This window comes from Streptomyces sp. F63 (assembly GCF_018070345.1).
Lineage (GTDB): Bacteria > Actinomycetota > Actinomycetes > Streptomycetales > Streptomycetaceae > Streptomyces.
The window spans coordinates 66,453-89,745 of the sequence record NZ_JAGPXX010000026.1 but is presented as its reverse complement, the minus strand read 5'-3'; the positions used below and the strand labels follow the sequence as shown (position 1 = coordinate 89,745).

The following is a 23,293-nucleotide window of genomic DNA, read 5'->3' as shown; positions in this document are numbered from 1 at the left end:
CGGACGCTTCCTTCGGCCCCGTCTCCGGGCCCTCCGGGCGCTTCCCTTCGGTGTTTCCAACCCTACCAGACGCTTTCCGGGCCGCTTTCCCGCCCGTATTTCAATCCAGTGGCCGTTGGAATGGCCTCGCCTTTCGGCTGATCCGAACATTATCAGACGCGTTCCGGCCGAAGCGAATCGGCTTGTGTTTCTGCTGATAAATATCGGGGTGCTCCGTCGAATGTTGTTCTTCGATCGGGAGCGGAGATGATCTTACGGTCTGCCGACTGGCTTGTCCAAGCCGTCATGGCAACCCGGTAAATCTACCTCCCCTGGGTCCCCGTGTCAAACAGGTCCCCTGGGCGAAGAGGAGGTTAGCACTTCGCCGAGTCCGACGCACATCAGGCGGCGGCGGGTTGCCCGGAGCTGCGGTCGGCGGCGGCCACGTCCCCGGTTTCCCCCGCTCGGGCCTGCTTGCCGCCGAGTACGTAGACGTACCCCAGGAAGAGCAGTTCAGCGGCCGCTCCAATGCCGATCCGGGCCCAGGTGGGGAGGTCCGACGGAGTCACGAAGCCTTCGATGACGCCCGACACGAACAGAACCACGGCGAGGCCGATCGCCATGCCCATCGCCGTACGGCCTTCTTCGGCCAGAGCCGTGCGCCGGTCCCGGCCGCCCGGGTCGATCACCGTCCAGCCCAGCCGGAGACCGGTCCCCGCGGCGACGAAGACCGCGGTCAGCTCCAGCAGGCCGTGCGGCAGGATCAGGCCGAGGAAGACGTCGAGGCGGCCGGCCGCGGCCATCAGCCCGATGCCGATGCCGAGGTTGAGCATGTTCTGCAGGAGCACCCACAGGACGGGAAGCCCCAGGAAGACGCCGAGCACCAGCGAGAGCGCGGCGACCTGGGCGTTGTTCGTCCAGACCTGGGCGGCGAAGGAGGTTGCGGCGTGGGTGGAGTAGTACGACTCGTACTGGCCGCCGGGGCGCGTCATCTCCCGGAGCGCCTCGGGTGCCGCGATGGCGGCCTGGACTTCCGGGTGGGTTCCGATCCACCAGCCGGACACCGCTGCGAGAAGGATGGACACCAGGGCGGTGGTCAGCCACCAGTGACGGGTGCGGTAGAGCGCGGCCGGGAAACCGGCGGCCAGGAAATGGCCGGCGTCGCGCCAGCTCGCGCGCCGGGTTCCGGCGACGGTGCTGCGGGCTCGGGCGGTGAGCTGGGTGAGGCGGCCGGTGAGCTGCGGGTCCGGTGCGCTGGACTGGAGCTGGGAGAGGTGGGTGGCCGTCCGCTGATAGAGGGACACCAGTTCGTCGGCCTCCGCACCGGTGAGCTTGCCGCGCCGGCGCAGCAGGACCTCCAGCCGGTCCCACTCGGCCCGGTGGGCGGTCACGAAGACATCGAGGTCCATGGACGCTGCTCCTGGGAATGCTCGGGACCGTATCCGCTCCCCAGCTTGGCAGACGGGAAGTCGGCGACGGCAGACTGGGGGAAGGAAGCCGAACGGGCGGAGCGGCTCGATGGCTGAGGGAGGACACCCGCGTGAGTGAGCTCGTCACCGGTGAGGCGGTGGTGCTCGGGTTGCGTCCCGCGAAGCTGCCGAGCCGCACCCTGGCTGTCGTCATCGATCTGCTGGTCGCCTTCGCCGTGTACGTGGCCGTCACCACGGCGCTGACGGCCGCCGTGTCCTCGCTGGACGAGGCGGCGAACGCGGCGGTGTCGGTGGCCGCCTTCATGCTGGTCCTGGTCGGAGTGCCGATCGCCGTGGAGACACTGACCCGCGGGCGGTCGCTGGGGAAGCTGGTGTGCGGACTGCGGGTGGTGCGGGACGACGGCGGGCCGATCCGGTTCCGGCACGCACTGGTGCGGGGGGCGGTGGGGGCCGTGGAGATCCTGATGACGTTCGGCGTGATCGCGGTGATCGCATCGCTGGTGTCGGCGCGGGGACGGCGGCTCGGCGACGTCTTCGCGGGCACGCTCGTCGTACGGGAGCGGGTACCCCGGCAGCGGACGCATGCGGTTCCCCAGGCGCCGGCCTGGCTGCACGGACGCTTCACGGAGCTGGACCTGTCCCGGGTGCCCGATGCGCTGTGGCTGGCGATACGCCAGTACCTGACGCGCATGGACCAGCTCGACCCGGACGTGGGCGGGCCGCTGGCCGAACGGCTGGCGGCCGACCTCGCGGCCTGCACGGGAGCGCCGGTGCCGGCGAATGTGCCGCCCGCGATGTATCTGGCGGGAGTCATGGGCGAGCGACAGGCGCGGGACGCGCGGCGGATCCTGCCGGTGACCACCGCACCGCAGGGGTACGGACCGCCCTGGCCGTCCGGGGGGACCGTGTCGGGCGACGGGGGGACGCCTCCGGCCGGGGCCGCGGCCGGGCCCGGCTGGGCGGCTCCGTACGGTCCGACGGCGCCGCGCCAGGCGGAGCCGCCGGGCGCGGCGTTCGCGCCGCCCTCCGTCGTGCCGCCAGGAGCTGCCGCCGGTGCGGACGGTGCCGCCGGTGCGGACGGCGGTGCGCCCCGTGACGGCGGCGCTGCCGGCCGGGAGGGCCACGGTTCGGGCGGTTCCGGTCCGGCTACGGGGTTCGTGCCTCCCGGATAGCCGCTGGTGCGGCCGCTCTTCACCGTGCCGCCGCGGGGCGGGGCTACGGGAGGGCCGAGGGTGGGGAGTCGAGGTCCTCGAGTTCGACACCGGGGGCCGCGAGGACCACGTCACCGGCGAGGTGAACGGCATGCCGCTCGCCCGTGGCCAGGTCTGTGACCTGGTATGCGTCCACGGTCAGGGGACCGCTGTCGGTGGCGTGTGCTTCGCTCTTCAGCAGCGTCCAGGACTGGTCGACGGTGCGCGGCGCCAGCACCGGAGCGGTCAGGGCGACCAGACGGACGCGGGCGGCGGGCCCGCCGGGGGTGAGCCGCAGCAGCCGGGCCGTGGCGACGAGGAAGGCGGGGGAGGCGCCGGTGAAGGCGCGGGCGGGGGCATTGCCCTCGGTGGCCCGGGCGCCCTCGGGGTCCGTGCGGACCCAGGTGACACCGTCGAGCGCGGCGCCGCGGACCTGCCAGTCCCCGGCGTGGAGTTCCAGCCGGAGCGGCCGCCCGAGCTGGTCGGTGGTCAGGTCGACCGAGCCGGAGTGCGCACCGCCGGGACCGGTGGTGCGGGCCGTGTAGCGCCAGCCGGAAGGGCCGGGGGCGCAGTGGAAGTGTTCCTCACCGAGGGGGGTGTGGTCGTGGGGGTCGTGGAGCGAGTAGCGGCCGCGGGGCATGGGGCTTCCTTGACGGGGCGGGCCCCCGCACGGTGCGCGGGGGCCCGTCTCGCCGGGTGGGTGCCGGTGCTGTCAGTAGCGGTAGTGGTCGGGCTTGTACGGACCCTCCACCGGTACGCCGATGTAGGCCGCCTGCTCCGGCCGGAGCGTGGTCAGCTTGGCGCCGAGCGCTTCCAGGTGGAGCCGGGCGACCTTCTCGTCGAGGTGCTTGGGCAGCACATAGACGCCGATCGGGTAGGACTGCGGCTTGGTGTAGAGCTCGATCTGCGCGATGGTCTGGTTCGCGAAGGAGTTGGACATCACGAACGAGGGGTGGCCGGTGGCGTTGCCCAGGTTCAGCAGGCGGCCCTCGGACAGCACGATGATCTTCTTGCCGTCGGGGAAGGTCCAGGTGTGGACCTGGGGCTTGACCTCGTCCTTGACGATGCCGGGGATCGCGGCCAGGCCGGCCATGTCGATCTCGTTGTCGAAGTGGCCGATGTTCCCCACGATGGCCTGGTGCTTCATCCTGGCCATGTCGGAGGCCATGATGATGTCCTTGTTGCCGGTGGTGGTGATGAAGAGGTCGGCGGTTTCGACGACATCGTCCAGGGTGGCCACCTGGTAGCCGTCCATGGCGGCCTGGAGGGCGCAGATCGGGTCGATCTCGGTGACGATCACCCGGGCCCCCTGGCCGCGGAGCGACTCCGCACAGCCCTTGCCCACATCGCCGTAGCCGCAGACCACGGCCGTCTTGCCGCCGATCAGCACATCGGTGGCGCGGTTGATGCCGTCGATCAGCGAGTGGCGGCAGCCGTACTTGTTGTCGAACTTCGACTTCGTCACCGCGTCGTTGACGTTGATCGCGGGGAAGAGCAGGGTTCCGGCCTGCTGCATCTCGTAGAGGCGGTGGACGCCGGTGGTGGTCTCCTCGGTCACTCCGCGGATCTCCGAGGCGAGTTGGGTCCACTTCTGCGGGTTCTCCGCCAGGGTGCGGTTCAGCAGCGTGAGGACATGACCGTACTCCTCGCTGTCGGCCGTCGACGGGTCCGGGGCCTTGCCGGCCTTTTCGAACTCCACGCCCCGGTGCACGAGGAGGGTGGCGTCCCCGCCGTCGTCCAGGATCATGTTCGGGCCGCCCGTGGAGGTGCCCGGCCAGGTCAGCGCCTGCTCGGTGCACCACCAGTACTCTTCGAGCGTTTCACCCTTCCAGGCGAAGACGGGGACGCCCTGCGGGTCCTCGGGGGTGCCCTCGGGGCCGACCGCGACTGCCGCGGCCGCGTGATCCTGGGTGGAGAAGATGTTGCAGGAGGCCCAGCGGACCTCGGCGCCCAGCGCGACGAGGGTCTCGATGAGCACGGCGGTCTGCACCGTCATGTGCAGGGAGCCGGTGATCCGGGCCCCCGCCAGCGGCTGGGAAGCCGCGTACTCCTCACGGATCGCCATCAGACCGGGCATCTCGTGCTCGGCGAGGGCGATTTCCTTGCGGCCGTAGGCGGCCAGGGACAGGTCGGCGACCTTGAAGTCCTGACCGGTGGCGGCTGTCGTCATTACGGGCTGCTCCTCGGTGAATCGAGTGCGGTGGATACGGCTGATCCGCGGCGGGGCACACGGGTGCCACGACCGCGGCGCAGTCCGTCGGAGGCCCTCTCTCCCTCGGCCGGCTCCCGAAAGGCCCCGACCGACCGCCATCAGCAGCGACGTCTGTCCGGTCACGAATCTACACCGATCGGAGCAGCGACCCCAGTGCGCCGACCGACGGGGCCGAAAGGCGCCTGCCCGGCGGCCGCGGCCGAAACCGCTCCGCCCGGTGCGACTTTCGGCTCCGCTCCGGCCACCGCGGGCAGCAGGCCCGGAGCAGGCGCCCCGCAAGGCGGGCCCTGCCCTCAGGGCATCAGGAGACGGCTGGAGTCCGGTAGATGTCCGGCTCCAGGTAGATGACGCGGGCGATCGGCACGGCCTCGCGGACGCGGGCCTCCGCGGCGTCGATGGCGGTGGCGATCTCCTGGGCGGTGTCGTCGTGCTCGACCGCGACCTTGGCCGCGACCAGGAGCTCTTCCGGCCCCAGGTGGAGGGTGCGCATGTGGATGACGCGGGTGACGGTCTCGCCGTCGACGAGCGCCCGGTTGATCCTCTCGACGGCGTCCGCGCCGGCGGCCTCGCCGAGCAGCAGGGACTTGGTCTCCGCCGCCAGCACGATGGCGATCAGGATCAGCAGCACGCCGATGCAGAGCGTGCCGATGCCGTCCCAGACGCCGTCGCCGGTGGCCAGAGCCATGCCGACACCGCCGAGAGCAAGTATCAGGCCGACCAGCGCGCCCAGGTCCTCCAGCAGCACGACCGGCAGCTCGGGGGCCTTGGCGTGCCGGACGAACTGGGTCCAGGACTGGTCGCCGCGGATCTCGTTGGACTCCTTGACGGCGGTCCGGAAGGAGAACACCTCGGCGATGATCGCGAAGACCAGCACGCCGACGGGCCAGTACCAGTGGTCCAGCTCGTGCGGGTGCTTGATCTTCTCGTAGCCCTCGTAGAGCGCGAACATGCCGCCGACCGTGAAGAGCACGATGGAGACGAGGAAGGCGTAGATGTACCGCTCGCGGCCGTAACCGAAGGGGTGCTGCGGGGTTGCCTCGCGCTGGGCCCGCTTCCCGCCGACCAGCAGGAGTCCCTGGTTGCCGGAGTCGGCCAGCGAGTGCACGCTCTCCGCGAGCATCGACGAGGAACCGCTGAAGATGAAGGCCACGAATTTGGCCACCGCGATGGCCAGATTCGCGGCGAGCGCGGCCACGATCGCCTTGGTTCCGCCTGACGCACTCATGGGTGCTGTGTGTCCTTCCCTCGTGACGCGGCACGGACGCCGCGGTAACGGCCGCACATTGTTGCAGTTACCGGGATCCGGGGCCGCGTCAGGCCGCCACGGTGGCGCGGAAGACGGTTCCGGCGCCGGAGAGTTCGGCTGCCTCGCCGGCTGCCGCGTACGCGGACTCGCCGGGCCGGAGCGCCAGCCGGCGGCCGTCGTCCGTGGTGAGCAGCACCGAGCCCGCCGTGCAGAGGAGGATCTGCGGCCTGCCGGAGGGGAGGCCGCGGGACGCCTCGCCCTCGGCGCGGGCGAAGCGGGACAGCCGGAACTCCTCGGCCGGGGTCTCGTACGTCTCCTCGCCGTTCACGGCCTCGGGGCGGAGGATGCCGGGGGCGGCGGCCTCGAAGCGGGTGATGCGGAGGAGTTCGGGCACGTCGACGTGCTTGGGGGTGAGGCCGCAGCGGAGGACGTTGTCGGAATTGGCCATCAGCTCCACGCCGAGCCCTTGGAGGTAGGCGTGCGGGACTCCGGCGCCGAGGTAGAGCGCCTCGCCGGGCTGGAGCCGCACGTGGTTGAGCAGCATGGCGGCGATCACGCCCGGGTCGCCGGGGTGGTGCCGGGCGATGGAGGCGTAGGCGGCGTACGTCGCGCGGTGCGGGCCGGGGTTCTCGGCGAGCTGTCCGGCGGCTCTCCCCGCTTGGCGGGCGGTCTCGGCCATCTCCTCGCGGTCGGCGGTGAGGACGGCGGTGAGGACCTCCCGGAGGGCGCCGCTCTCGGGCTCGGCCCGCAGGATGTCCCCGTACGGCTTGAGGGAGTCGACGCCGAGGCCGTCGAACAGGCCGGCCGTCGCGGTGGCCGGGCGGAAGCCGCACAGGCCCTCGAAGGGTGTGAGGGCGCAGATCAGTTCGGGTTTGTGGTTGGCGTCCTTGTAGTTGCGGTGCGGGGCGCCCACCGGGACCCCGCGGTTCTCCTCGTCGGCGAAGCCAGCCGCCGCCTGTGCCCGGTCGGGGTGCACCTGGAGGGAGAGCGGCGAGGCCGCCGCGAGCAGTTTGAGCAGGAACGGCAGGCGGGGGCCGAAGCGCTCGACCACGCGTTCGCCCAATTCGCCGGCCGGGTCGGCGTCGATCACCTCGGAGAGCGGTACGGGGCCGCCGCCGCGGTCCAGCCGGGACGGAGCGCCCGGGTGGGCGCCCATCCAGAGTTCGGCCTGCGGCTCACCGGTCGGTTCGGTGCCGAGCAGTTCCGGGATGGCGGTGGCGGAGCCCCAGGCGTAGGGGCGCACGGTGTTGACGAGGCGGTCCATGGCTCGGTGCTTTCTGCGGGATGCGTACGGGGGTCGCGTACCGGCCCGGCCGGCCGCGACGGCGCCGGAACCTCACGGGCGTGGGCCCGGCGGCACGGGGCGGTGGCCGGTACGTGATCGGTTCGCCACTGGGCCGGTGCGCGGCTCCGTGGTCGGTAGGACGTGCTCGTGGGACGTACTCGTGGGACGTACTCGGTGGGCTTGCTCCGTGGGCTTGCTCCGGGGGATTGCTCGGCGCGGGTGCGGTGCGGCGCCCGACCGGCGGTCGGGCGGCGGTCGGGCGGCGGGGTCTCAGAAGCACCGGGAGCGGGCGTGATCCTCCGCTTGCTCCCGGCCACTCATGATCGGTCCCCGGAGGCGAGCGCCAGGTAAACGGCGGCGAAATCCGTGATGGCAAGAAGCTCCGCCGCTGCCTCCAGCACGCTGCCCTCGGAGGGTTCCAGCTCGCTGACGGGGCTGTCGTGGGCCAGGGCGAACTCACGGGCGGCGGGGGTCGGCGAGCCGGCCGTCAGGCCTTGTTCACGGAGGAGCACCACGCGGGCGTGGAGCGCGGCGGGATCTTCCACGCGGTCCCGGAAGAAGTCGTCGGGGTCGGCGCCCGCGGCGAAGGCGCCGGAGAGGAGAGCGGCGTGCTCGGTGAGGGCCTCCGGAAGGGCGGCGGCGAGCGCGGGACGGCCGGCGACGGCGGCCAGCGAGCGGGCGAAGTGCCGGGCGGCGGCGCGGGCCACCGGCCCGTCGCTCCAGAGCAGCGGCAGCGATTCGGCCAGCTCCGCGGCGAGGGTCTTGGCCGGGTTGCTGTATGTGGCGACGGCGGGGCCGCAGCGTTCGGCGGTCCGGTCGAGCCGGTCGGCGACGAGCTGGACGGTGGCCGGGGGCGCCGGGTGGAAACCGGTCCGGTCGAGCAGCACGAGCAGCGGGACCAGCAGCGCCCACACGGTGCCGGGCCGCTCCCCCGCCGCGTCACCGGCCGGTGCCCGGCGAGCGGGCCACGCGCCGCCCGTCTCCCCCTCCCCGGGCAGCGGGCTCTCGTGCGCCGGTGCGGTGAGCGGCACGGCGAGACCGTGCCGTCCGCCGACGTCCCCGGTGAGGGGTGCGTCGGCCGGGCAGACCGAGACGACCGAGCAGCCGCGGCGGTACGCCTGCTCGACCAGGGCGGAGAGTCCCGGTTCGGTGCCGTCGGCCGTGAGGACGATCAGCAGGTCCAGCGGGCCGGCCCAGCCCGGAAGCGTCCAGCGCAGCGCGCCGGGAGCGGCCAGGGCGCCGACCGGGTGGATCGGGCGGACGAGGGTGTTGCCGCCACTGAGCGCGGCCAGCAGGTCGGCGACGCAGGCGGTGGCCGGTCCGGAGCCGGCGATCAGCAGGCCCCGCGGCCGCCCGTCGGGCTTGAGGTCGGCCAGTCCGGCCTCCATGGCGCCCCGGGCGGCGGTGCGGACGCGGGCGCCGGAACCGGCGGCGCCGCGCAGCAGGCCCCGGGTGTCGGCGCGGGCGAGTGCCTCGGGTGCGTCGAGGAGCGACTCGTCGAGCATCTGGTGGAGCCTCCGATCGCCGTACGGCGGGCCTGCCGTGCTGGGGAAGCACACCGGCCCGGTCCGGCCGGCCCGTCCGGACCGGCGGCTCCGAGCCTAGGCGGGACGGCGGGCCTCGTCGACGAGCAGCACGGGGATGCCGTCCCGGACCGGGTACGCCAGACCGCAGCCGGTGCAGACCAGCTCGGTGCCACGGGACTCGCGGCCGGACTCGCCGCCGGACTCCTCACCGGCCGTGCCGGCGCTCGCGCCGCCGGACTCCTCGCGGAGCGGGGCGTGGCAGGCCGGGCAGGCGAGGATGGCGAGGAGGCCGGCGTCGAGCGGCATGGGGCATCCCTTTCGGTGGGCTCTCCCGGCCGCCGGGGCGGTGGGAGAGGGCGTTCGGCCTCGTCAGCGTACCCCCGGGCCGCGCACCGCGAGACGCATCGCCGGGCCGCACACCGCGAGGCGTGCGGCCCGGCCCTGAGCCCGGGAAGCCGCGGGCCGCCGGCCGCTCAGGCGCGGACGATGGCGAGGACCTCGTCGCGGATCTTCTCGACGGTGGCCCCGTCGCGCGCCTCGACGTTGAGGCGCAGCAGCGGCTCGGTGTTCGAGGCGCGCAGATTGAACCACCAGTCGGGGGCGGTGACCGTCAGGCCGTCGAGCTCGTCCAGCTCGGTGCCGGGGCGGCCGGCGTAGGCTGCCCTGACGGCGGCGGCGCGGCCGGCCTGGTCCTCCACCCGGCTGTTGATCTCCCCGGAGGCGGCGTACCGGTCGTACTGCGCGACCAGCTCCGACAGCGTGCCGGGCTGGCCGCCGAGCGCGGCGAGGACGTGGAGCGCGGCGAGCATGCCGGTGTCGGCGTTCCAGAAGTCCCGGAAGTAGTAGTGCGCGGAGTGCTCGCCGCCGAAGATCGCACCGGTGCGGGCCATCTCCCCCTTGATGAAGGAGTGCCCGACGCGGGTGCGTACGGGAGTGCCGCCGTTCTCCTTGACCACCTCGGGGACGGACCAGGAGGTGATGCAGTTGTGGATGACGGTGCCGCCGCCGTGCTTGGCCAGTTCGCGGGCGGCGACGAGGGCCGTGACCGCGGACGGTGAGACGGGCTCGCCCCGCTCGTCGACCACGAAGCAGCGGTCGGCGTCCCCGTCGAAGGCCAGGCCGATGTCGGCTCCGGTCTCCCGGACCCTCGCCTGGAGGTCGACGATGTTCTCCGGGGCGAGGGGGTTGGCCTCGTGGTTGGGGAAGGTGCCGTCCAGCTCGAAGTACATCGGGACGAGTTCGACGGGCAGGCCGTCCAGGACGGTGGGCACGGTGTGGCCGCCCATGCCGTTGCCGGCGTCCACCACGACCTTGAGCGGGCGGATGCCCGTGAGGTCGACGAGGCCGCGCAGGCAGGCGGCGTAGTCGGTGAGGACGTCCCGCTGGGTGATGGTGCCGGGGACCTCCACGGGGGCGGGGGCGCCGCTCTCGCTCCACTCCTCGACGAGCGCGCGGATCTCGGCGAGGCCGGTGTCCTGGCCGACGGGGGTGGCGCCGGCCCGGCACATCTTGATGCCGTTGTACTGGGCCGGGTTGTGGCTCGCGGTGAACATCGCGCCGGGCAGGCCGAGCCGGCCGCTGGCGAAGTACAGCTGGTCCGTGGAGCACAGGCCGATCTCGGTGACGTCCGCGCCGCGGGCGGCGGCTCCGCGGCCGAACGCCCGGGACAGGCCGGGGGACGAGGGCCGCATGTCATGGCCGACGACAACGGCCTCCGCCCCGGTCACCCGGGCGAAGGCCGCGCCGAAGAGCTCCGCGAGCGGTTCGTCCCACTGGTCCGGGACCACACCGCGCACGTCGTACGCCTTCACGATCTGCGACAAGTCGGGCACTGCCCACCTCTTCTGGGAGTCCTATCGGAACGACAAAACTACCCGGATCGGCGCCGGTCGCATCAGGGCGGTCCAGGCTCCGGACGGTACGGAACACGGAAGGGGGAGGCGGCGCGGCCGCACCGGGCGGTGGCGCGCCGCCCTCTTCAGGGCTCGGGGGAGCGCAGGACCCGCAGGTGCCCGCGGCGGGCGACCTCTCCCGGGCCGGCCTCGCGGCCTGCGGGGCCGCCTGCGCCGCCCTGTGTCCCGGCCCCCCGTTCCGGAGGGCGGGCGGCTTCACGGACGGCGTTCGCGAGTGCTTCGAGATCGTCGCTGCTGGGCCGGGCGGGGCCGGTGTCGACAGCCAGCCGGACGACCTCCCAGCCGCGCGGCGCGGTGAGCCGCTCCGAGTGCTCGGCGCAGAGGTCGTAGCAGTGCGGTTCGGCGTAGGTGGCGAGTGGCCCGAGAACGGCGGTCGAGTCCGCGTAGACGTACGTCAGCGTCGCGACGGCGGGACGACCGCACGCGGTGCGCGAACATCGGCGTACAGGGCTCACGAGGTTGGACGGTACCGCACTCTTGAGCGGGCCGCGACGACTCCTCCCGACCTCTCCCGCCGTGTCGCGCCCCTGGAGACAAGGGTGTTGACCTGCGGGCGCGGGGTCCGGTCCGCGGCGGGGACCCGGCAGAGGCCCGGCCCCCCGGGAGAGTGGCATCGCGCCCCGTCCCGCTTGACGGCGCTTTGCCCGGAATCGCCGCGCCGGTCCGCGGGACGGGCTGTCCGGATGGTCCGGACCGGACCGGTTCGCGATCTGCGGCGGTCCCGCTCGTCGGCGCTCCGGGCCGGCCGGCCGACGGCTACTCTCGGAGGTGATGACCAGTTCCGTGCCACCCCGCCCCGCCGAGCCCCGCCCGCGCCGCCGAGACCGCCACGGGCGCGGGATGCGCGGACCGATCGCGCCGCCGCAGGTGCCGCTCGCGGTGAGCCGTGCGGTGGCCTTCTGGGACCTGGTGCACGACTCGGTGGAGCGGCTCGAGCGGCACTGGCCGCAACTCTCCGACGTGGAGTTCGCCGTGCTGGACGTCCCCTCCTTCGGTGACGGTGCCGAGGACCGCGCCGAGGGCTGGGAGGACGAGGGGACGGTGCCGCTGGGCCGGGTGACCGCCGCCGGGGGGGACGGTCCGGCCCGGATCGTCGTCTACCGGCGCCCGGTCGAGATCCGGACGAAGAACCGCGACGAGCGGGCCCTGCTGGTGCACGAGATCGTGGTGGAGCAGGTGGCCGAACTGCTGGGGCTGGCACCGGAATCGGTGGACCCGCGCTACGGGCAGGACTGACGGGACGGGGGACGCAACCGGGGCCGGGCGCAGCCGTCCGCTGCCGCCGGGCCCGCGCTCTCACCGCATCAGCAGGGACAGATCCTCGGCCGCCTCGGGGACGACGACCGTGCCCCGGTCGTCGGCGACCGGCTGGACGGTGAACATCGGCACGCCGCCCTTGGGCAGTTCGAGCATCCGGGACGCGTACACGGGTCCGCCGGACAGCGCCTCGACGGTCAGCGCGTGCGTGCCCTTGCCGTCCGCGGGGGCGGGCGGTTTCGGCACGCTCAGCGTCGTACCGGCCTTGATCGTGTACTCCTTGCTCACCGGCTCGCCGCCGCCGCTGCCCGCCGAGGCGGTGACCTTGACCTTCGCCGCCCTGCCGGGCGCGACGAGGGAGAGGACCGATCCCTTGGCGCGGTTGTCGGCGACGGTGCCCCGCGCTTCGATCCGCCCGGTCGCCGGGATGAAGGCCGTCTCCTGGTCACGGCCCTTGCCGCGGACGACGCGCAGGGCCACCGCGTACGGGGCGGGGTCGGCGCCGTCCACCGGGGTCAGCACCAGGGAGCCGGGCTCTCCCTTGGTGATGTCGTCCAGGTCCACGGATGTCGCCATCCCGCGCTTCACGGTCAGGTTCTCGTGTCCGGCGGGGGTGAAGGAGCCGGTCGGACCGGCGAGTTCGACCCCCAGGTCGGCGTCGCGGTCGCCGGTCGCCACCGCCACCAGCCGCACGGAGGTCGCGTCCGCCGGGATGCCGGGGAGCACCGCCGGGCCGGCCGTCACCGCCGAGAACGGCAGCCAGTCGCTGCCCGCGCCGCTGTCCGTGGCGCGGACGGCGGCGCCGACCCGGCCGGAGCGGGCGACGACATGCACGGCGAGATCGGCCGCCTTCTCGGAGGTGAGCGTGGACAGCAGGACGGAGGCGGCGGAGCGGGGCGGGACCGTGATGCCCTCACCGGTTTCGGTCTCGACCGGGCCCTTCTTGCCGTAGAGCTCCAGGTCGACGACAGCGGCGGCGTCGTCGGGATTCGTCAGTTCCACGTAGTCCTGGCGGCTCTCGGCGGTGCTCGCGGCCGGGAACCAGAAGTCGGTGTCGGGTGCGGTGCAGGAGACGCCCAGGACGCCGCGGCCCTGTCCGGAGCTGATCACGGTTGTCTGCTGGGCGGTCCAGCCGGGGGCGAGAGCGCCGTCGGCGGTCCCGACGAGAGCGGGGGCACCGGCCTCGGAGACGGAGGCGACCGCGGGAGTGCCCGGCTTCTTCAGGGGGGCGACGGGCTCGGGACCGGCGTCCTTGCCGCCGTCCTTGCCGCCCCCCTCGCCGCCGCTCTCCTTGTCGTCCTTCTTGCCGTCCGTGCCGTCCGTGCCGTCGGCGGTGCCCGGCTCCTTCCCGGCGGGCAGGAGTCCGGCCGTGCCCTTGGTGCCCGCGGATCCGGCGGTTCCGCCCTCGGGGGTGAAGGACGTGTAGTCGGTCTCGGCCAGCTCCGACAGGGACGGCTCGGGGCAGAGCAGCTCGGAGCGCTCCACGGGCAGCCGTTCGGCGGCGGCCGCCGGGCGCTCCGGCGTCTCACCGGGGGCGGCCAGGGCGGCCACCCCGGTGACCGCGGCGAGGGCCGTGGTGGCGGCGAGCAGGGACAGGGTGGTGCGGTTCACTGCTGGTCGCTCCCGTCGCGGTGGGGGGCGGGTTCGCCGTCGTCCCCGTGGACCGTTTCGCTCGGGGCGGGACGGCCGCCGGCGGCGTAGGGCTGGGCCGGGTAACCGTACGGGTCGGACTGCCGGCCGTTGTACTGCTGCTGCCCCTCGTACTGCTGCCCCGCGTACTGCTGTCCGCCGTACTGCTGCTGCCCGTCGCCGTACCCGCCGGCCTGGTAGGGGTCCGGCTGGTACGGATCGGCGTACGGGCCGGTGCCGTACTGCTGGTATTGCTGGTACTGCTGGTGTTGCCCGTCGCCGTAGCCCTGGTACTGCTGTCCGTCCTCGCTCTGGTGGGCCCCGCCCTGGTAGGGCTGCCCCGGGTACGGCTGTCCGCCCTCGGGGGCGTGGCTCTGCTGGCCCCAGGTGCCGTACGGCTGCTGGGGCACACCATCCGCGTACGGTCCGGACGGCGCCCCGGGCGCCGTCGCCGCGGTACGGTCCGCGGACTCGGCCGCCTGGGCGGCCCGGAAGGCGTCGAACGCCTCGAAGGGGTCGTCCCCGGCCGCGGCGCCAGGGGCCGTCCCGGCCGGCACGGCCCGCTCCCGCGGGGCGTCCGGCTCCGTGCCCTGTCCGGCCGCCTCGGCCTCCGCGGCCGCCCGCAGCCTGCGGGCCCGCCGGCCCTCGCCGTCCACGGGCTGCGCGGGCACGGCCGGCTCCGGCCCGGTCTCGGGCAGGTCGTCGTCGACCTCCCGGCGCCGTCCGGGCAGGGCGAGCACCACGAGGACGACCGCCAGCAGCCCTTGCGCCCCGGTCCACAGGGTGTGGCTCAGCGGCGACGCGTACGTCAGGTCGAGCCGCCCACCGCTCGCGGGCAGTTCGAAGCCCTGGGCCCACTCGTCGACCGTGGTGGGCGTCAGCGGCTTGCCGTCGAGCGTGGCGGTCCAGCCGGGAGCGGCCCGGTCGGCGACGCGCAGCACCCGGCCCTCCGGTCCGGCGGGGACGGAGGTGTGGGCCTCGACGGGCCCGGCGGCGACCGGGACCGGCTCGGCGTTCCCCGCCGTGCCCACGCCTCCGCCGGGGTTCACGACGGTGACGCGGGCGACGCGCCGGTCGAGCCGCCAGAGGGAGCTGCCGTCCTCCTGGCTGAGCCGGGTGAGGCCGGGGGTGGTGTCGAGTACCCGGCGCGTCTCGCGGGGAGCTCCGTCGCGGACGAGGATGTAGCGCACCGCGTAGCCGCCGAGCTGGTCGGTCTGGTCGGCGCCGGAGCCGGCGACGAGGTTGGCCACGATGCCGTCGAGCCGGATGTCGCCGCCGCTCGCCGCGGCGAGGTCGGCGTCGCCCAGCTGGGCACCCGAGCCGCGCACCAGGGTGTACGAGACCCGGCCCGGCTCGCCGCCGAGCACCAGGGTGCGCGCCTGGTCCTGGGTGCGGCTCTCCTCGGCGACGAACGGCGGCACCTGCACGGGATCGCGTCGTTCGAGCGGGCCGGCCGCTCCGCCGTACATCCAGGCGACGGCGGAGAGCAGCGGGCCGGCGGCGGCGGCCAGGGCGATCAGGGCGGCGACCGGCTGCCGCCAGCCGAAGCTCTGCGCGGCGACGCGCTCGCGCGCGTCCTCCGCGCCCACGGCGGCGGCGGACAGCAGCGCGATGCCGTAGACCAGGGTGGCGGGGCCCGCCCACGCGGAACCGTTGGAGACAGCGGCCAGGAGCAGGGCGGCGATCGCCACGGCCCAGGCGGTGCGGACCGCGCGCTGCCGGTCGTCGCGGAGCAGGGCGGCCAGGGCCGCGAGCACCAGACCGGCGAGGAGGAGCCCGCCGGCCGCCTTCGGCCCGCCGGGGCTGATCATCAGCAGGTCCAGCGCGCCGGCGGAGCCCGTGCCGTGCGCCAGGCCGACCTCGCGGAGGAAGCCGGACGGCGAGGCCAGCAGCGACAGCGACCACGGCGCGAGGATCACCAGCGGAGTGACGAGCACCAGGGCGAGCCGCGCCCCGTACACGGCCGTGCCCCCCTGGTGGCGCACGGTGCGCGTGACGAGCAGCGCGATGCCCAGCAGCAGGGTCAGCGGCCAGACGACGGGGGTGAAGGCGGTGGTGAAGGTGAGCAGCAGGGTGTAGGCCCAGAGCGCTCGCCAGCTCGGGCGTGCGCCCGGTGTCCCGGCTCCGTCCTCGGCTCCGTCCCGGTTCCGGTCGCGGTCGGCCGGGAGGGCCAGCCCGCCGGCGGCGACGGCCGCACGGGCCATCAGCGGCAGCAGCACCGCGAGCACCGCGGTGCCCAGCCGGCCGCCGGCCAGTGCGCCCGTCGCGGCGGGCAGGAAGGCGTAGGCCACGGCCGCCCAGGCGCGCAGCAGGCGCGACCCGACCAGCGGCCGGGAGGCGAAGTAGGCGCTCAGGCCGGCCAGCGGCACCGAGCAGACGAGGAGCAGGGTCAGAGCCGCTCCGGTACTGCCGAGCAGCAGGGTCGACAGGGCGGCGATGACGGCCAGGTAGGGCGGTGCCGCCTCGGTGCCGCCGGTGCCGACCGGCTGCCAGGCGGACAGATAGCGGTCCCAGAGGGCGGAGGCGTCCGCCGGGGCGGGCAGCAGGGCGCCTCCGGCGAGCGTGCCGGAGCCGAGCAGTCCGCGGCAGGCGACGAGGGAGACGGCCAGCAGCAGGAGGAAGAGGACCGGCCCCGGCTTGCGCGCGACGCGCTTCAGCCGGGCGAACTGTTCGATCTCCAGGAAGTCGGCGTCGTCACCCCCCGGTCCGGATTCGACGGCGCCGTGCCGCCCGCCGGATGCCAGTTCGGGCTCCGACCGGCCGCTGAAGTTGCCGATGACCGCCTCGGCGGTCGCCCGCACCGTCGCTCCCGGGGGCGGGAACAGCGGCCGCAGATCGGCCGGCTGGACCACCGGCCGGCCGCGCCGGCGCCGCCCGGCGAGGAGCCGCCCCGGCCGCAGCAGCACGCCGAGGAGGCCCGCGATCTCGTCCAGCGCCTGGCCGGGCACCTTGCCGACCAGATAGGCGAGGGTGCGCAGCACCGTGCCGAACATCAGGCGCAGCAGGACGTAGGGCAGCGCCGCGCCGCGGGAGTTGACGAGCATCGTGTAGACGGCGCCGGCCTTGTCGACGCGGTGCGGATTTGCCGCGGAGCGGCCGGCGCAGTCGATCGGCCGCCGCTCGCGCGCGGCGGCCTCCGCGTGCCGGAGGACGGCCTCGGGGGCGATGAGGACCTGGTGGCCCGCGGCCTGGGCCCGCCAGCACAGGTCGACGTCGTCGCGCATCAGGGGCAGCCGCCGGTCGAAGCCGCCGAGTTCGTCCCAGACGTCGCGCCGGATCAGCATGCCGGCGGTCGAGACCGACAGCACCGGGCGCACCTGGTCGTGCTGGCCCTGGTCCTGCTCGCGGCGGTCGAGGCCGGTCCAGCGGCGGCCGCTGCGGGCGATGCTGACCCCGGCCTCCAACAGCTGCCGCCGGTCGTACCAGCCGCGCAGCTTGGGGCCGATGATCGCGGTGGACGGGGAGGAGTCGGCGACCCGCAGCAGCTCCGCCAGGGCGTCCGGTTCGGGAGCGCAGTCGTCGTGCAGCAGCCACAGCCACTGGACGGGCTCGCCGTGCGGCAGTTCCGGCATGTCGTAGGCGTCGTCGCGCCAGGTGCGGGTCTCCGGGTCCCAGCCGCTGGGCCGCTTCAGATACGGCAGGTCGTCGGGGGTGAGCACACCGGCCGTGCGCACCGCCTCGTCGACGGCCGTGCCGAAGCCGGACCGGCGCGCGAGATGCAGCACCCGGTCGGCTCCGAGGGTCTCGGTGAGCAGCGCGGCGGACTCGTCGGCGCTGCCGGTGTCGGCGGCGACGACGTTCTGGACCGGCCGCTCCTGTCCGGTCAGTCCGGCGAGCGCCTGCGGCAGCCAGCGGGCACCGTCGTGGGAGACCAGCACGGCGGTGACGACATGCCGTGGGTATGCGGGAGCGGCGCCTCCGGAGGGGGCGGCCGGTTGGCTGTGCGCCGAGTGGCTGTGCACGGACATCGAGGTACGGGCCCCGGTTCGCTGGACTGCGGTGGACGCACGCGCTCGCGAGGAGTCGGGTGAGTCTCGGACGGCCCCCCACACTAACGGCTCGGAGCGGGGGTCCGGCCCGGTCGTCCGCACAGCGATCCGCCTCCCACGCGGGTGCGGGGGAGGCGGGATGAGGAATGTACGCGTATGCGCGGTGTGCGCTGGTGTGATGCGCGGTGATGCGGTGGTGCTCCGGATATGTGCGGCACGCGCGGGCGCCGGGGGAATCCGCGGAAGGGGCCGGCGGTCAAACGGCGGCCTTCTTCAGCCGGCGGCGCTCGCGCTCGGAGAGCCCGCCCCAGATACCGAAGCGCTCGTCATTGGCGAGGGCGTATTCGAGGCACTCGGAACGCACCTCACAGGCCAGGCAGACCTTCTTGGCCTCACGGGTGGAACCGCCCTTTTCCGGGAAGAAAGACTCGGGATCGGTCTGGGCGCACAGTGCGCGCTCCTGCCATCCGAGCTCCTCATCCGCCTCCTCGACCAGCAATTGCTGGAACAGCTCGGTCATGTGCGCCCCTGTCTGTCTTTTGCGTCCCCGTGATGCTGCCGTTACCGATAACGGCCGAACGACACGAGTGAAATTACAAGTGTGCCGATCCGGGCCAGTCAAGCCGAGATCTGCTATTGGGCCCCTTATTCACTCTGGGGAACCAAGGCTTTGCGGAAAGTGTTCAAATCCTCCTAAAGCGTGACAGCCCACCGTGCTCACTCGCGACCACCCCCCTCGGTACAAGAGACTCCGCCGCTCACCACACCGTTGCGCTTCCGGTCCCGCGAGGCGGAGCCGGTCACGGTCGGATCACAGAAGCACAACGGCGCACCCCGGCGACTGCTGCGCCGTGTGTCCCCGGATCGGGGTGCACAAACCTTTCCCCCCACCGGGTCGCCGAAAGAGGTGAACCATCCCCACCGAAGCGGACATCCGGTTGACAAGGGAGGAGCGCACCGGGTCTTCTGGGTGCCATGCCAGTGACGCTCGCGCCCTCCCGGACCCGCTCCCGCCCCTCGTGCGGTGTCGCGCTCCGCTGTGCCCCGGGCCCCCGTCGCGGCTGTTGTCGCTGTTCCGGCTGCTGATCACCACCACGCCTCACCGCCGCGGACCAACACCGCCGATCGCCGCGGGCGTTCACCACCACCGTTCCCGCGAGGCCGGCCCTCGCCGCCGCCCCGGACCGCCGAGTGGCACCGCCCCGCCGGCCCGGCCCGCGTCACCGTGATCGCCGCGGCTGATCTCCCCACCCCGCCCCAGCCCGTCAGCTCTCCTTACGCCGAGGAACCGACCTCCCATGAACAGCGACGTCCAGATCGCCGGCGACCCGCTCGCCGTCCCCCATCTCCTGCCGCCCGTACCGGCGCACCCCACCACGGTCGCCGAGTTCGCCGGACTCGCCCGTGCCGTCGCCGACGACCGCGCCTCCTGGGCGCCCCTCGTCCGGTACGACCCCACAAGCCGCTGGTACCACCGCCTGCGCACCGGCCCCGGCTACGAGGTCTGGCTGCTGAGCTGGCTCCCCGGACAGGGCAGCGGCGCGCACGGCCACGGGCCTTCCTCAGGTGTGCTGACCGTGCTGGAGGGCGAGTTGACGGAGCGCTCGGGCACCGCGCCCCGCGTGCTCCGCTCCGGAGCGCAACGGGTCTTCGCCCCCGGTTACGTCCACGAAGTGGTCAACGACACTCTCGCCCCGGCCGTCAGCCTGCACGTCTACTTCCCCGGGCTGACCGAGATGCCGATGCACAAAACCGGCACCGTCCGCCCCGGCACGACCGTGGCCGGCTGACGCCGCTCCGGCCGACAGCCCCACCCGCCACCCACCACCACCCTCAACGGACCAGCCTCCGGCTGACAGCCCCACCCGCCACCCACCACCACCCTCAACGGACCAGCCTCCGGCTGACAGCCCCACCCGCCACCCACCACCACCCTCAACGGACCAGCCTCCGGCTGACAGACTGTTCTTATGCGCATTGTGGTTCTGGCCGGGGGTATCGGTGGCGCCCGCTTTCTCCGTGGTCTCAAAGCGGCAAGTCCCGACTCCGACATCACCGTCATCGGCAACACCGGTGACGACATCCATCTGTTCGGGCTGAAGGTCTGCCCGGACCTCGACACCGTGATGTACACGCTCGGCGGCGGCATCCACGAGGAACAGGGGTGGGGCCGGGCCGACGAGACCTTCACCGTCAAGGAGGAACTCGCGGCCTACGGCGTCGGGCCGGAGTGGTTCGGGCTCGGCGACCGGGACTTCGCCACCCACATCGTCCGCACCCAGATGATCGCCGCCGGCTACCCGCTCAGCGCGGTCACCGAGGCGTTGTGCGCGCGCTGGAAGCCCGGGGTCCGGCTGCTGCCCATGACCGACGACCGTGTCGAGACCCATGTGCTGATCGACGACCCCGACGCCGGAGCCGGCGGGGCGGCCGGCCGGGCCGGGCGCAAGGCCGTGCACTTCCAGGAGTACTGGGTGCGGCACCGTGCCGCCATGCCGGCGCACGCCGTCGTGCCCGTGGGCGCCGAGCAGGCCAAGCCGGCGCCCGGCGTCCTGGACGCCATCGCCGAGGCGGACGTCGTGCTCTTCCCGCCGTCCAACCCGGTGGTCAGCATCGGTACGATCCTCGCGGTGCCGGGCGTCCGCGAGGCCATCGCCGGCGCGGGTGTGCCGGTCGTCGGCCTCTCCCCCGTGATCGGCGGGGCGCCGGTGCGCGGCATGGCCGACAAGGTGCTCGCGGCGGTGGGCGTCGAGTCCACGGCGGCGGCCGTCGCGCAGCACTACGGCTCCGGGCTGCTCGACGGCTGGCTCGTCGACACCGCCGACGCGGACGCCGTCGAGGCCGTGGAGGCCGCCGGTATCCGCTGCCGCGCCGTGCCGCTGCTGATGACCGACGAGGAGAGCACCGCGGCCATGGCGCGTGAGGCACTCGCCCTGGCCGGGGAGGTGCAGGCGTGAGCGCCGGCGCGGCCGTTCCCTCCTGCCCCTCCTACCGGGTCTGGGCCCTGCCCGGGGTCCCGGAGGTGCGCCCCGGGGACGATCTCGTCAAGCTGATCACCGACGCCGCCACCGCGCCGGGAATGCCGGGGCTCGAGCACGGCGACATCCTGCTGGTGACCTCGAAGATCATCAGCAAGGCGGAGGGGAGGGTCACCCGGGCCGCCGACCGCGAGGCCGCCATCGACGCCGAGACCGTACGGGTGGTGGCCCGCCGGGGAGGGCTGCGGATCAGCGAGACCCGGCACGGCCTGATCATGGCGGCGGCCGGCGTGGACGCCTCCAACACCCCCGCCGGCACCGTGCTGTTGCTGCCCGTGGACCCGGACGCCTCGGCGCGCGCGATCCGGGACGGACTGCGGGCGGCTCTCGGCGTGGACGTCGGCGTGCTCGTCACCGACACCTTCGGCCGGCCCTGGCGGACCGGTCTCACGGACGTCGCCATCGGGGCCGCGGGCGTCCGGGTCCTCGACGATCTGCGGGGCGGGGAGGACGCGCACGGCAACCGGCTCAGCGCGACCGTCACCGCGACCGCCGACGAACTCGCCGCCGCCGGCGACCTGGTGAAGGGCAAGGCGGGCGGACTGCCCGTGGCCGTCCTGCGGGGCCTGCCGCACGTGGTGGCGGCCGGCGCCGGCGGTGCGGAGGGGAACGAACGCGGGGCGCGGGAACTGCTGCGCGATCCCGCCGACGACATGTTCCGGCTGGGCACCTCCGAGGCCGTGCGGGAGGCGGTGACGCTGCGGCGCACCGTCCGCGAGTTCACCGGTGAGCCGGTGGATGGGGCCGCGGTGCGCCGGGCGGTGGCCGCCGCCGTCACCGCGCCCGCGCCGCACCACACGACGCCGTGGCGCTTCGTGCTGCTGGAGTCGGAGGCCGCGCGCGCCGGACTGCTGGACGCCATGCGGGACGCGTGGATCGCCGATCTGCGCGGGGACGGCTTCTCGGAGGAAAGCATCGCCCGGCGGGTCCGGCGGGGCGATGTGCTGCGCAAGGCGCCGTGTCTGGTGGTGCCGTGCCTGGTCATGGACGGTTCGCACAGCTACCCGGACGAGCGGCGGAACACGGCCGAGCGGGAGATGTTCGTCGTCGCGGCCGGGGCGGGGGTGCAGAACTTCCTGGTGGCGCTGGCCGGGGAACGGCTGGGCTCGGCCTGGGTGTCGTCCACGATGTTCTGCCGCGACGTCGTACGGGACGTGCTCCGGCTGCCCCCGGACTGGGACCCGATGGGCGCGGTGGCGGTCGGCCACGCGGCGGTACCGCCCCGGGAGCGGCCCGCGCGGGACGCCGGAGCGTTCATCGAGGTGCGCTGAGGCGGTGCGCCCCGTGCGGCGCTGCCGCGCGGCGGAGGCGTCCGCCCGTGTTCCCGCTCGTCGCGGGTGGTGTCCGGGGCTCCTCAGAGCCGGCGGATGTCGCCGACCGGGAAGCGGGGCGCGCGCCGCGGCGGCACCCGCCCCGACAGCAGGATGAGCCGGCAGGCGCGGTGGCGCTGTCCGGCGTACGGGGCGAGGAGTTCCAGCATCCGGGCGTCGTCGGCGCCGCGGGCGCCCGTGAGCGCGTAGCCCACGATCCCGGGCAGATGCAGATCGCCGACCGTGACGGCGTCCGCCGCGCCGTTGCTGCGCTGGAGGACCTCGGCGGCCGTCCAGGGGCCGATGCCGGGGACGAGCTGGAGCCGCGCGGAGGCCGCGGCGAGGTCCATGGCGGCGGCCTCCTCCAGTCGGCGGGCCACGCGGGCGGCCCGCACGATCGCCGCGGAGCGCTTGCCGTCGACGCCCGCCGCGTGCCACTCCCAGGAGGGCAGCATCACCCAGCCGCGGGCATCGGGCATGACACGCAAGTGCCCGGCGCCGGGCGCCGGTTCGCCGTGCCGCCGCAGCAGCAGCCGCCAGGCGCGGTACGCCTCGTCGGAGGTGACCTTCTGTTCGAGGACGGAGGGGATCAGGGATTCGAGGACGAGCCCGGTGCGGGCGAGGCGGAGGCCGGGGTGGCGGCGGTGTGCCTCGTACACCGGCCGGTGGCGGGGGGTGAACCGCTCGGGTTCGTCCCCTGCGCCGCAGAGGTCGGGCACGCCGTCGAGCAGCCATGCGGCTCCCGGGCCCCAGGCGTGTGCCTCGACCTCGCCGGTCGTGAGGCGCGCGAGCCGCAGAGTGCCCGGGCCGAGGGGCGTGCGGCTGGCGCGCCAGACGGACCCGTCGGGTTCGGTGCGGAACGCGGGGTCGCCCGGGCCGCGGCGCAGCACGCCGACCGTGCGGGCGAGGTCGAGCGGCCACGGCGGTGTCCAGCGCCGGCTGCGGGCGCCGGCGGTGCCGCCTCCCGGTCTGTCCGGTGCCGCGGCGGGGCTGGGGTTCACGAGGGCGGGTCCTCAGGCTGGGAGTGGTGACCTATGAGAGTAGGCGCACCCCGGACGGCTCCGGCCGCCGGGCTCCCGGATGCCCGGCGCGCCGGTGAGCGCCCCGGGCGCGGACCGGGGAGCGGCCGGGAGCCGCGGAGGGCGGACGGACGTGGCCGGCCGCCGTGCGGCCGTCGCCCGCCCGGGGGGACGCGGCCCCGCGGTCGTCCACCGGTGCGGGCCCCGGGAGTCGCGCGGCGCGGATCCCGGCCGGAGGGGAACGCCTGGCCCCCCGGCCGGAGGGGAACG

At 74.2% G+C, this 23,293-nt stretch carries 18 protein-coding genes; 5 read left to right on the top strand and 13 right to left on the bottom strand.

All coding sequences use genetic code 11. The features are described from left to right. Positions 1-380: 380 nt before the first annotated feature. Positions 381-1,388: a stage II sporulation protein M gene (locus KBZ10_RS22435; protein WP_210989497.1), complete on the bottom strand. Its 1,008-nt coding sequence runs from the start codon at positions 1,386-1,388 to the stop codon at positions 381-383. 131 nt (positions 1,389-1,519) lie between these two features. Here KBZ10_RS22435 and KBZ10_RS22430 point away from each other — a divergent pair, with 131 nt between their 5' ends. After that, entirely contained in the window at positions 1,520-2,581 is a 1,062-nt protein-coding gene (locus tag KBZ10_RS22430; protein ID WP_210989496.1) for an RDD family protein, read from the top strand. Positions 2,582-2,624: 43 nt separating this feature from the next. Here the strand turns inward: KBZ10_RS22430 and KBZ10_RS22425 are convergent, their stop codons facing one another. The 8 genes from KBZ10_RS22425 to KBZ10_RS22390 all read right to left on the bottom strand — a co-directional run bounded on the left by KBZ10_RS22425 (position 2,625) and on the right by KBZ10_RS22390 (position 11,236). Then, complete coding sequence (locus tag KBZ10_RS22425) at positions 2,625-3,239, bottom strand: hypothetical protein (RefSeq protein ID WP_210989495.1); 615 nt, start codon at positions 3,237-3,239, stop codon at positions 2,625-2,627. 72 nt (positions 3,240-3,311) lie between these two features. Further along, the gene (gene ahcY / locus KBZ10_RS22420) at positions 3,312-4,769 is read right to left on the bottom strand and encodes an adenosylhomocysteinase (protein WP_210989494.1); all 1,458 of its coding nucleotides are present in this window, start codon (positions 4,767-4,769) and stop codon (positions 3,312-3,314) included. Positions 4,770-5,112: 343 nt separating this feature from the next. Next, positions 5,113-6,036: a cation diffusion facilitator family transporter gene (locus KBZ10_RS22415; protein ID WP_210989493.1), complete on the bottom strand. Its 924-nt coding sequence runs from the start codon at positions 6,034-6,036 to the stop codon at positions 5,113-5,115. Positions 6,037-6,124: 88 nt separating this feature from the next. Then, positions 6,125-7,321, bottom strand: coding sequence for a mannose-6-phosphate isomerase, class I (manA, locus tag KBZ10_RS22410; RefSeq protein ID WP_210989492.1), 1,197 nt, complete (start codon positions 7,319-7,321; stop codon positions 6,125-6,127). A gap of 338 nt (positions 7,322-7,659) precedes the next feature. Next, positions 7,660-8,847 (bottom strand): SIS domain-containing protein, encoded by a 1,188-nt coding sequence (locus tag KBZ10_RS22405; RefSeq protein WP_210989491.1) that lies wholly within the window; start codon positions 8,845-8,847, stop codon positions 7,660-7,662. A gap of 96 nt (positions 8,848-8,943) precedes the next feature. After that, a complete protein-coding gene (locus tag KBZ10_RS22400) occupies positions 8,944-9,174 on the bottom strand; it encodes a Trm112 family protein (RefSeq protein ID WP_210989490.1) in 231 nt (76 codons plus the stop codon). Between the two features lie 167 nt (positions 9,175-9,341). After that, the gene (locus KBZ10_RS22395; RefSeq protein ID WP_210989489.1) at positions 9,342-10,700 is read right to left on the bottom strand and encodes a phosphomannomutase/phosphoglucomutase; all 1,359 of its coding nucleotides are present in this window, start codon (positions 10,698-10,700) and stop codon (positions 9,342-9,344) included. Positions 10,701-10,846: 146 nt separating this feature from the next. Next, the gene (locus KBZ10_RS22390) at positions 10,847-11,236 is read right to left on the bottom strand and encodes a DUF3499 domain-containing protein (protein WP_210989488.1); all 390 of its coding nucleotides are present in this window, start codon (positions 11,234-11,236) and stop codon (positions 10,847-10,849) included. A 316-nt stretch (positions 11,237-11,552) separates the two neighbouring features. On the opposite strand from KBZ10_RS22390, the gene KBZ10_RS22385 reads away from it, so the two are divergent. Further along, a complete protein-coding gene (locus KBZ10_RS22385) occupies positions 11,553-12,017 on the top strand; it encodes a metallopeptidase family protein (RefSeq protein WP_210989487.1) in 465 nt (154 codons plus the stop codon). Between the two features lie 60 nt (positions 12,018-12,077). Here KBZ10_RS22385 and KBZ10_RS22380 read toward each other — a convergent pair whose 3' ends face one another. From KBZ10_RS22380 to KBZ10_RS22370, 3 genes are all read right to left on the bottom strand, one after another. Next, positions 12,078-13,649, bottom strand: a complete 1,572-nt coding sequence (locus KBZ10_RS22380) for a DUF5719 family protein (protein ID WP_210989486.1) — start codon at positions 13,647-13,649, stop codon at positions 12,078-12,080. Next, positions 13,646-17,635 (bottom strand): glycosyltransferase family 2 protein, encoded by a 3,990-nt coding sequence (locus KBZ10_RS22375; protein ID WP_210989485.1) that lies wholly within the window; start codon positions 17,633-17,635, stop codon positions 13,646-13,648. The genes KBZ10_RS22380 and KBZ10_RS22375 overlap by 4 nt, the downstream gene beginning before the upstream one ends. A gap of 277 nt (positions 17,636-17,912) precedes the next feature. Then, positions 17,913-18,176: a WhiB family transcriptional regulator gene (locus KBZ10_RS22370; RefSeq protein ID WP_004952403.1), complete on the bottom strand. Its 264-nt coding sequence runs from the start codon at positions 18,174-18,176 to the stop codon at positions 17,913-17,915. A gap of 778 nt (positions 18,177-18,954) precedes the next feature. Here KBZ10_RS22370 and KBZ10_RS22365 point away from each other — a divergent pair. From KBZ10_RS22365 to KBZ10_RS22355, 3 genes are all read left to right on the top strand, one after another. Beyond that, the gene (locus tag KBZ10_RS22365; protein ID WP_210989484.1) at positions 18,955-19,446 is read left to right on the top strand and encodes a cysteine dioxygenase family protein; all 492 of its coding nucleotides are present in this window, start codon (positions 18,955-18,957) and stop codon (positions 19,444-19,446) included. A gap of 180 nt (positions 19,447-19,626) precedes the next feature. After that, positions 19,627-20,613 carry a 2-phospho-L-lactate transferase gene (gene cofD, locus KBZ10_RS22360; RefSeq protein ID WP_210989483.1) on the top strand — a complete coding sequence of 329 codons (987 nt, stop codon included), beginning with the start codon at positions 19,627-19,629 and terminating at the stop codon, positions 20,611-20,613. Next, positions 20,610-21,965 (top strand): coenzyme F420-0:L-glutamate ligase, encoded by a 1,356-nt coding sequence (locus tag KBZ10_RS22355; protein ID WP_210989482.1) that lies wholly within the window; start codon positions 20,610-20,612, stop codon positions 21,963-21,965. Before cofD ends, KBZ10_RS22355 begins: the two co-directional genes overlap by 4 nt. Positions 21,966-22,048: 83 nt before the next feature. On the opposite strand, the gene KBZ10_RS22350 is transcribed toward KBZ10_RS22355, so the two are convergent. Continuing rightward, positions 22,049-23,005, bottom strand: coding sequence for a DNA-3-methyladenine glycosylase 2 family protein (locus KBZ10_RS22350; RefSeq protein WP_307847560.1), 957 nt, complete (start codon positions 23,003-23,005; stop codon positions 22,049-22,051). Positions 23,006-23,293: the final 288 nt, after the last annotated feature.

What these genes read in the sequence shown, in the direction of transcription:
- KBZ10_RS22405 (WP_210989491.1), bottom strand. Translation starts at nt 8,847, where the DNA reads ATGCTCGACGAGTCGCTCCTCGACGCACCCGAGGCACTCGCCCGCGCC.
- KBZ10_RS22385 (WP_210989487.1), top strand. Translation starts at nt 11,553, where the DNA reads ATGACCAGTTCCGTGCCACCCCGCCCCGCCGAGCCCCGCCCGCGCCGC.
- KBZ10_RS22370 (WP_004952403.1), bottom strand. Translation starts at nt 18,176, where the DNA reads ATGACCGAGCTGTTCCAGCAATTGCTGGTCGAGGAGGCGGATGAGGAG.
- KBZ10_RS22415 (WP_210989493.1), bottom strand. Translation starts at nt 6,036, where the DNA reads ATGAGTGCGTCAGGCGGAACCAAGGCGATCGTGGCCGCGCTCGCCGCG.
- manA (WP_210989492.1), bottom strand. Translation starts at nt 7,321, where the DNA reads ATGGACCGCCTCGTCAACACCGTGCGCCCCTACGCCTGGGGCTCCGCC.
- KBZ10_RS22400 (WP_210989490.1), bottom strand. Translation starts at nt 9,174, where the DNA reads ATGCCGCTCGACGCCGGCCTCCTCGCCATCCTCGCCTGCCCGGCCTGC.
- ahcY (WP_210989494.1), bottom strand. Translation starts at nt 4,769, where the DNA reads ATGACGACAGCCGCCACCGGTCAGGACTTCAAGGTCGCCGACCTGTCC.
- KBZ10_RS22435 (WP_210989497.1), bottom strand. Translation starts at nt 1,388, where the DNA reads ATGGACCTCGATGTCTTCGTGACCGCCCACCGGGCCGAGTGGGACCGG.
- KBZ10_RS22365 (WP_210989484.1), top strand. Translation starts at nt 18,955, where the DNA reads ATGAACAGCGACGTCCAGATCGCCGGCGACCCGCTCGCCGTCCCCCAT.
- KBZ10_RS22375 (WP_210989485.1), bottom strand. Translation starts at nt 17,635, where the DNA reads ATGTCCGTGCACAGCCACTCGGCGCACAGCCAACCGGCCGCCCCCTCC.
- cofD (WP_210989483.1), top strand. Translation starts at nt 19,627, where the DNA reads ATGCGCATTGTGGTTCTGGCCGGGGGTATCGGTGGCGCCCGCTTTCTC.
- KBZ10_RS22425 (WP_210989495.1), bottom strand. Translation starts at nt 3,239, where the DNA reads ATGCCCCGCGGCCGCTACTCGCTCCACGACCCCCACGACCACACCCCC.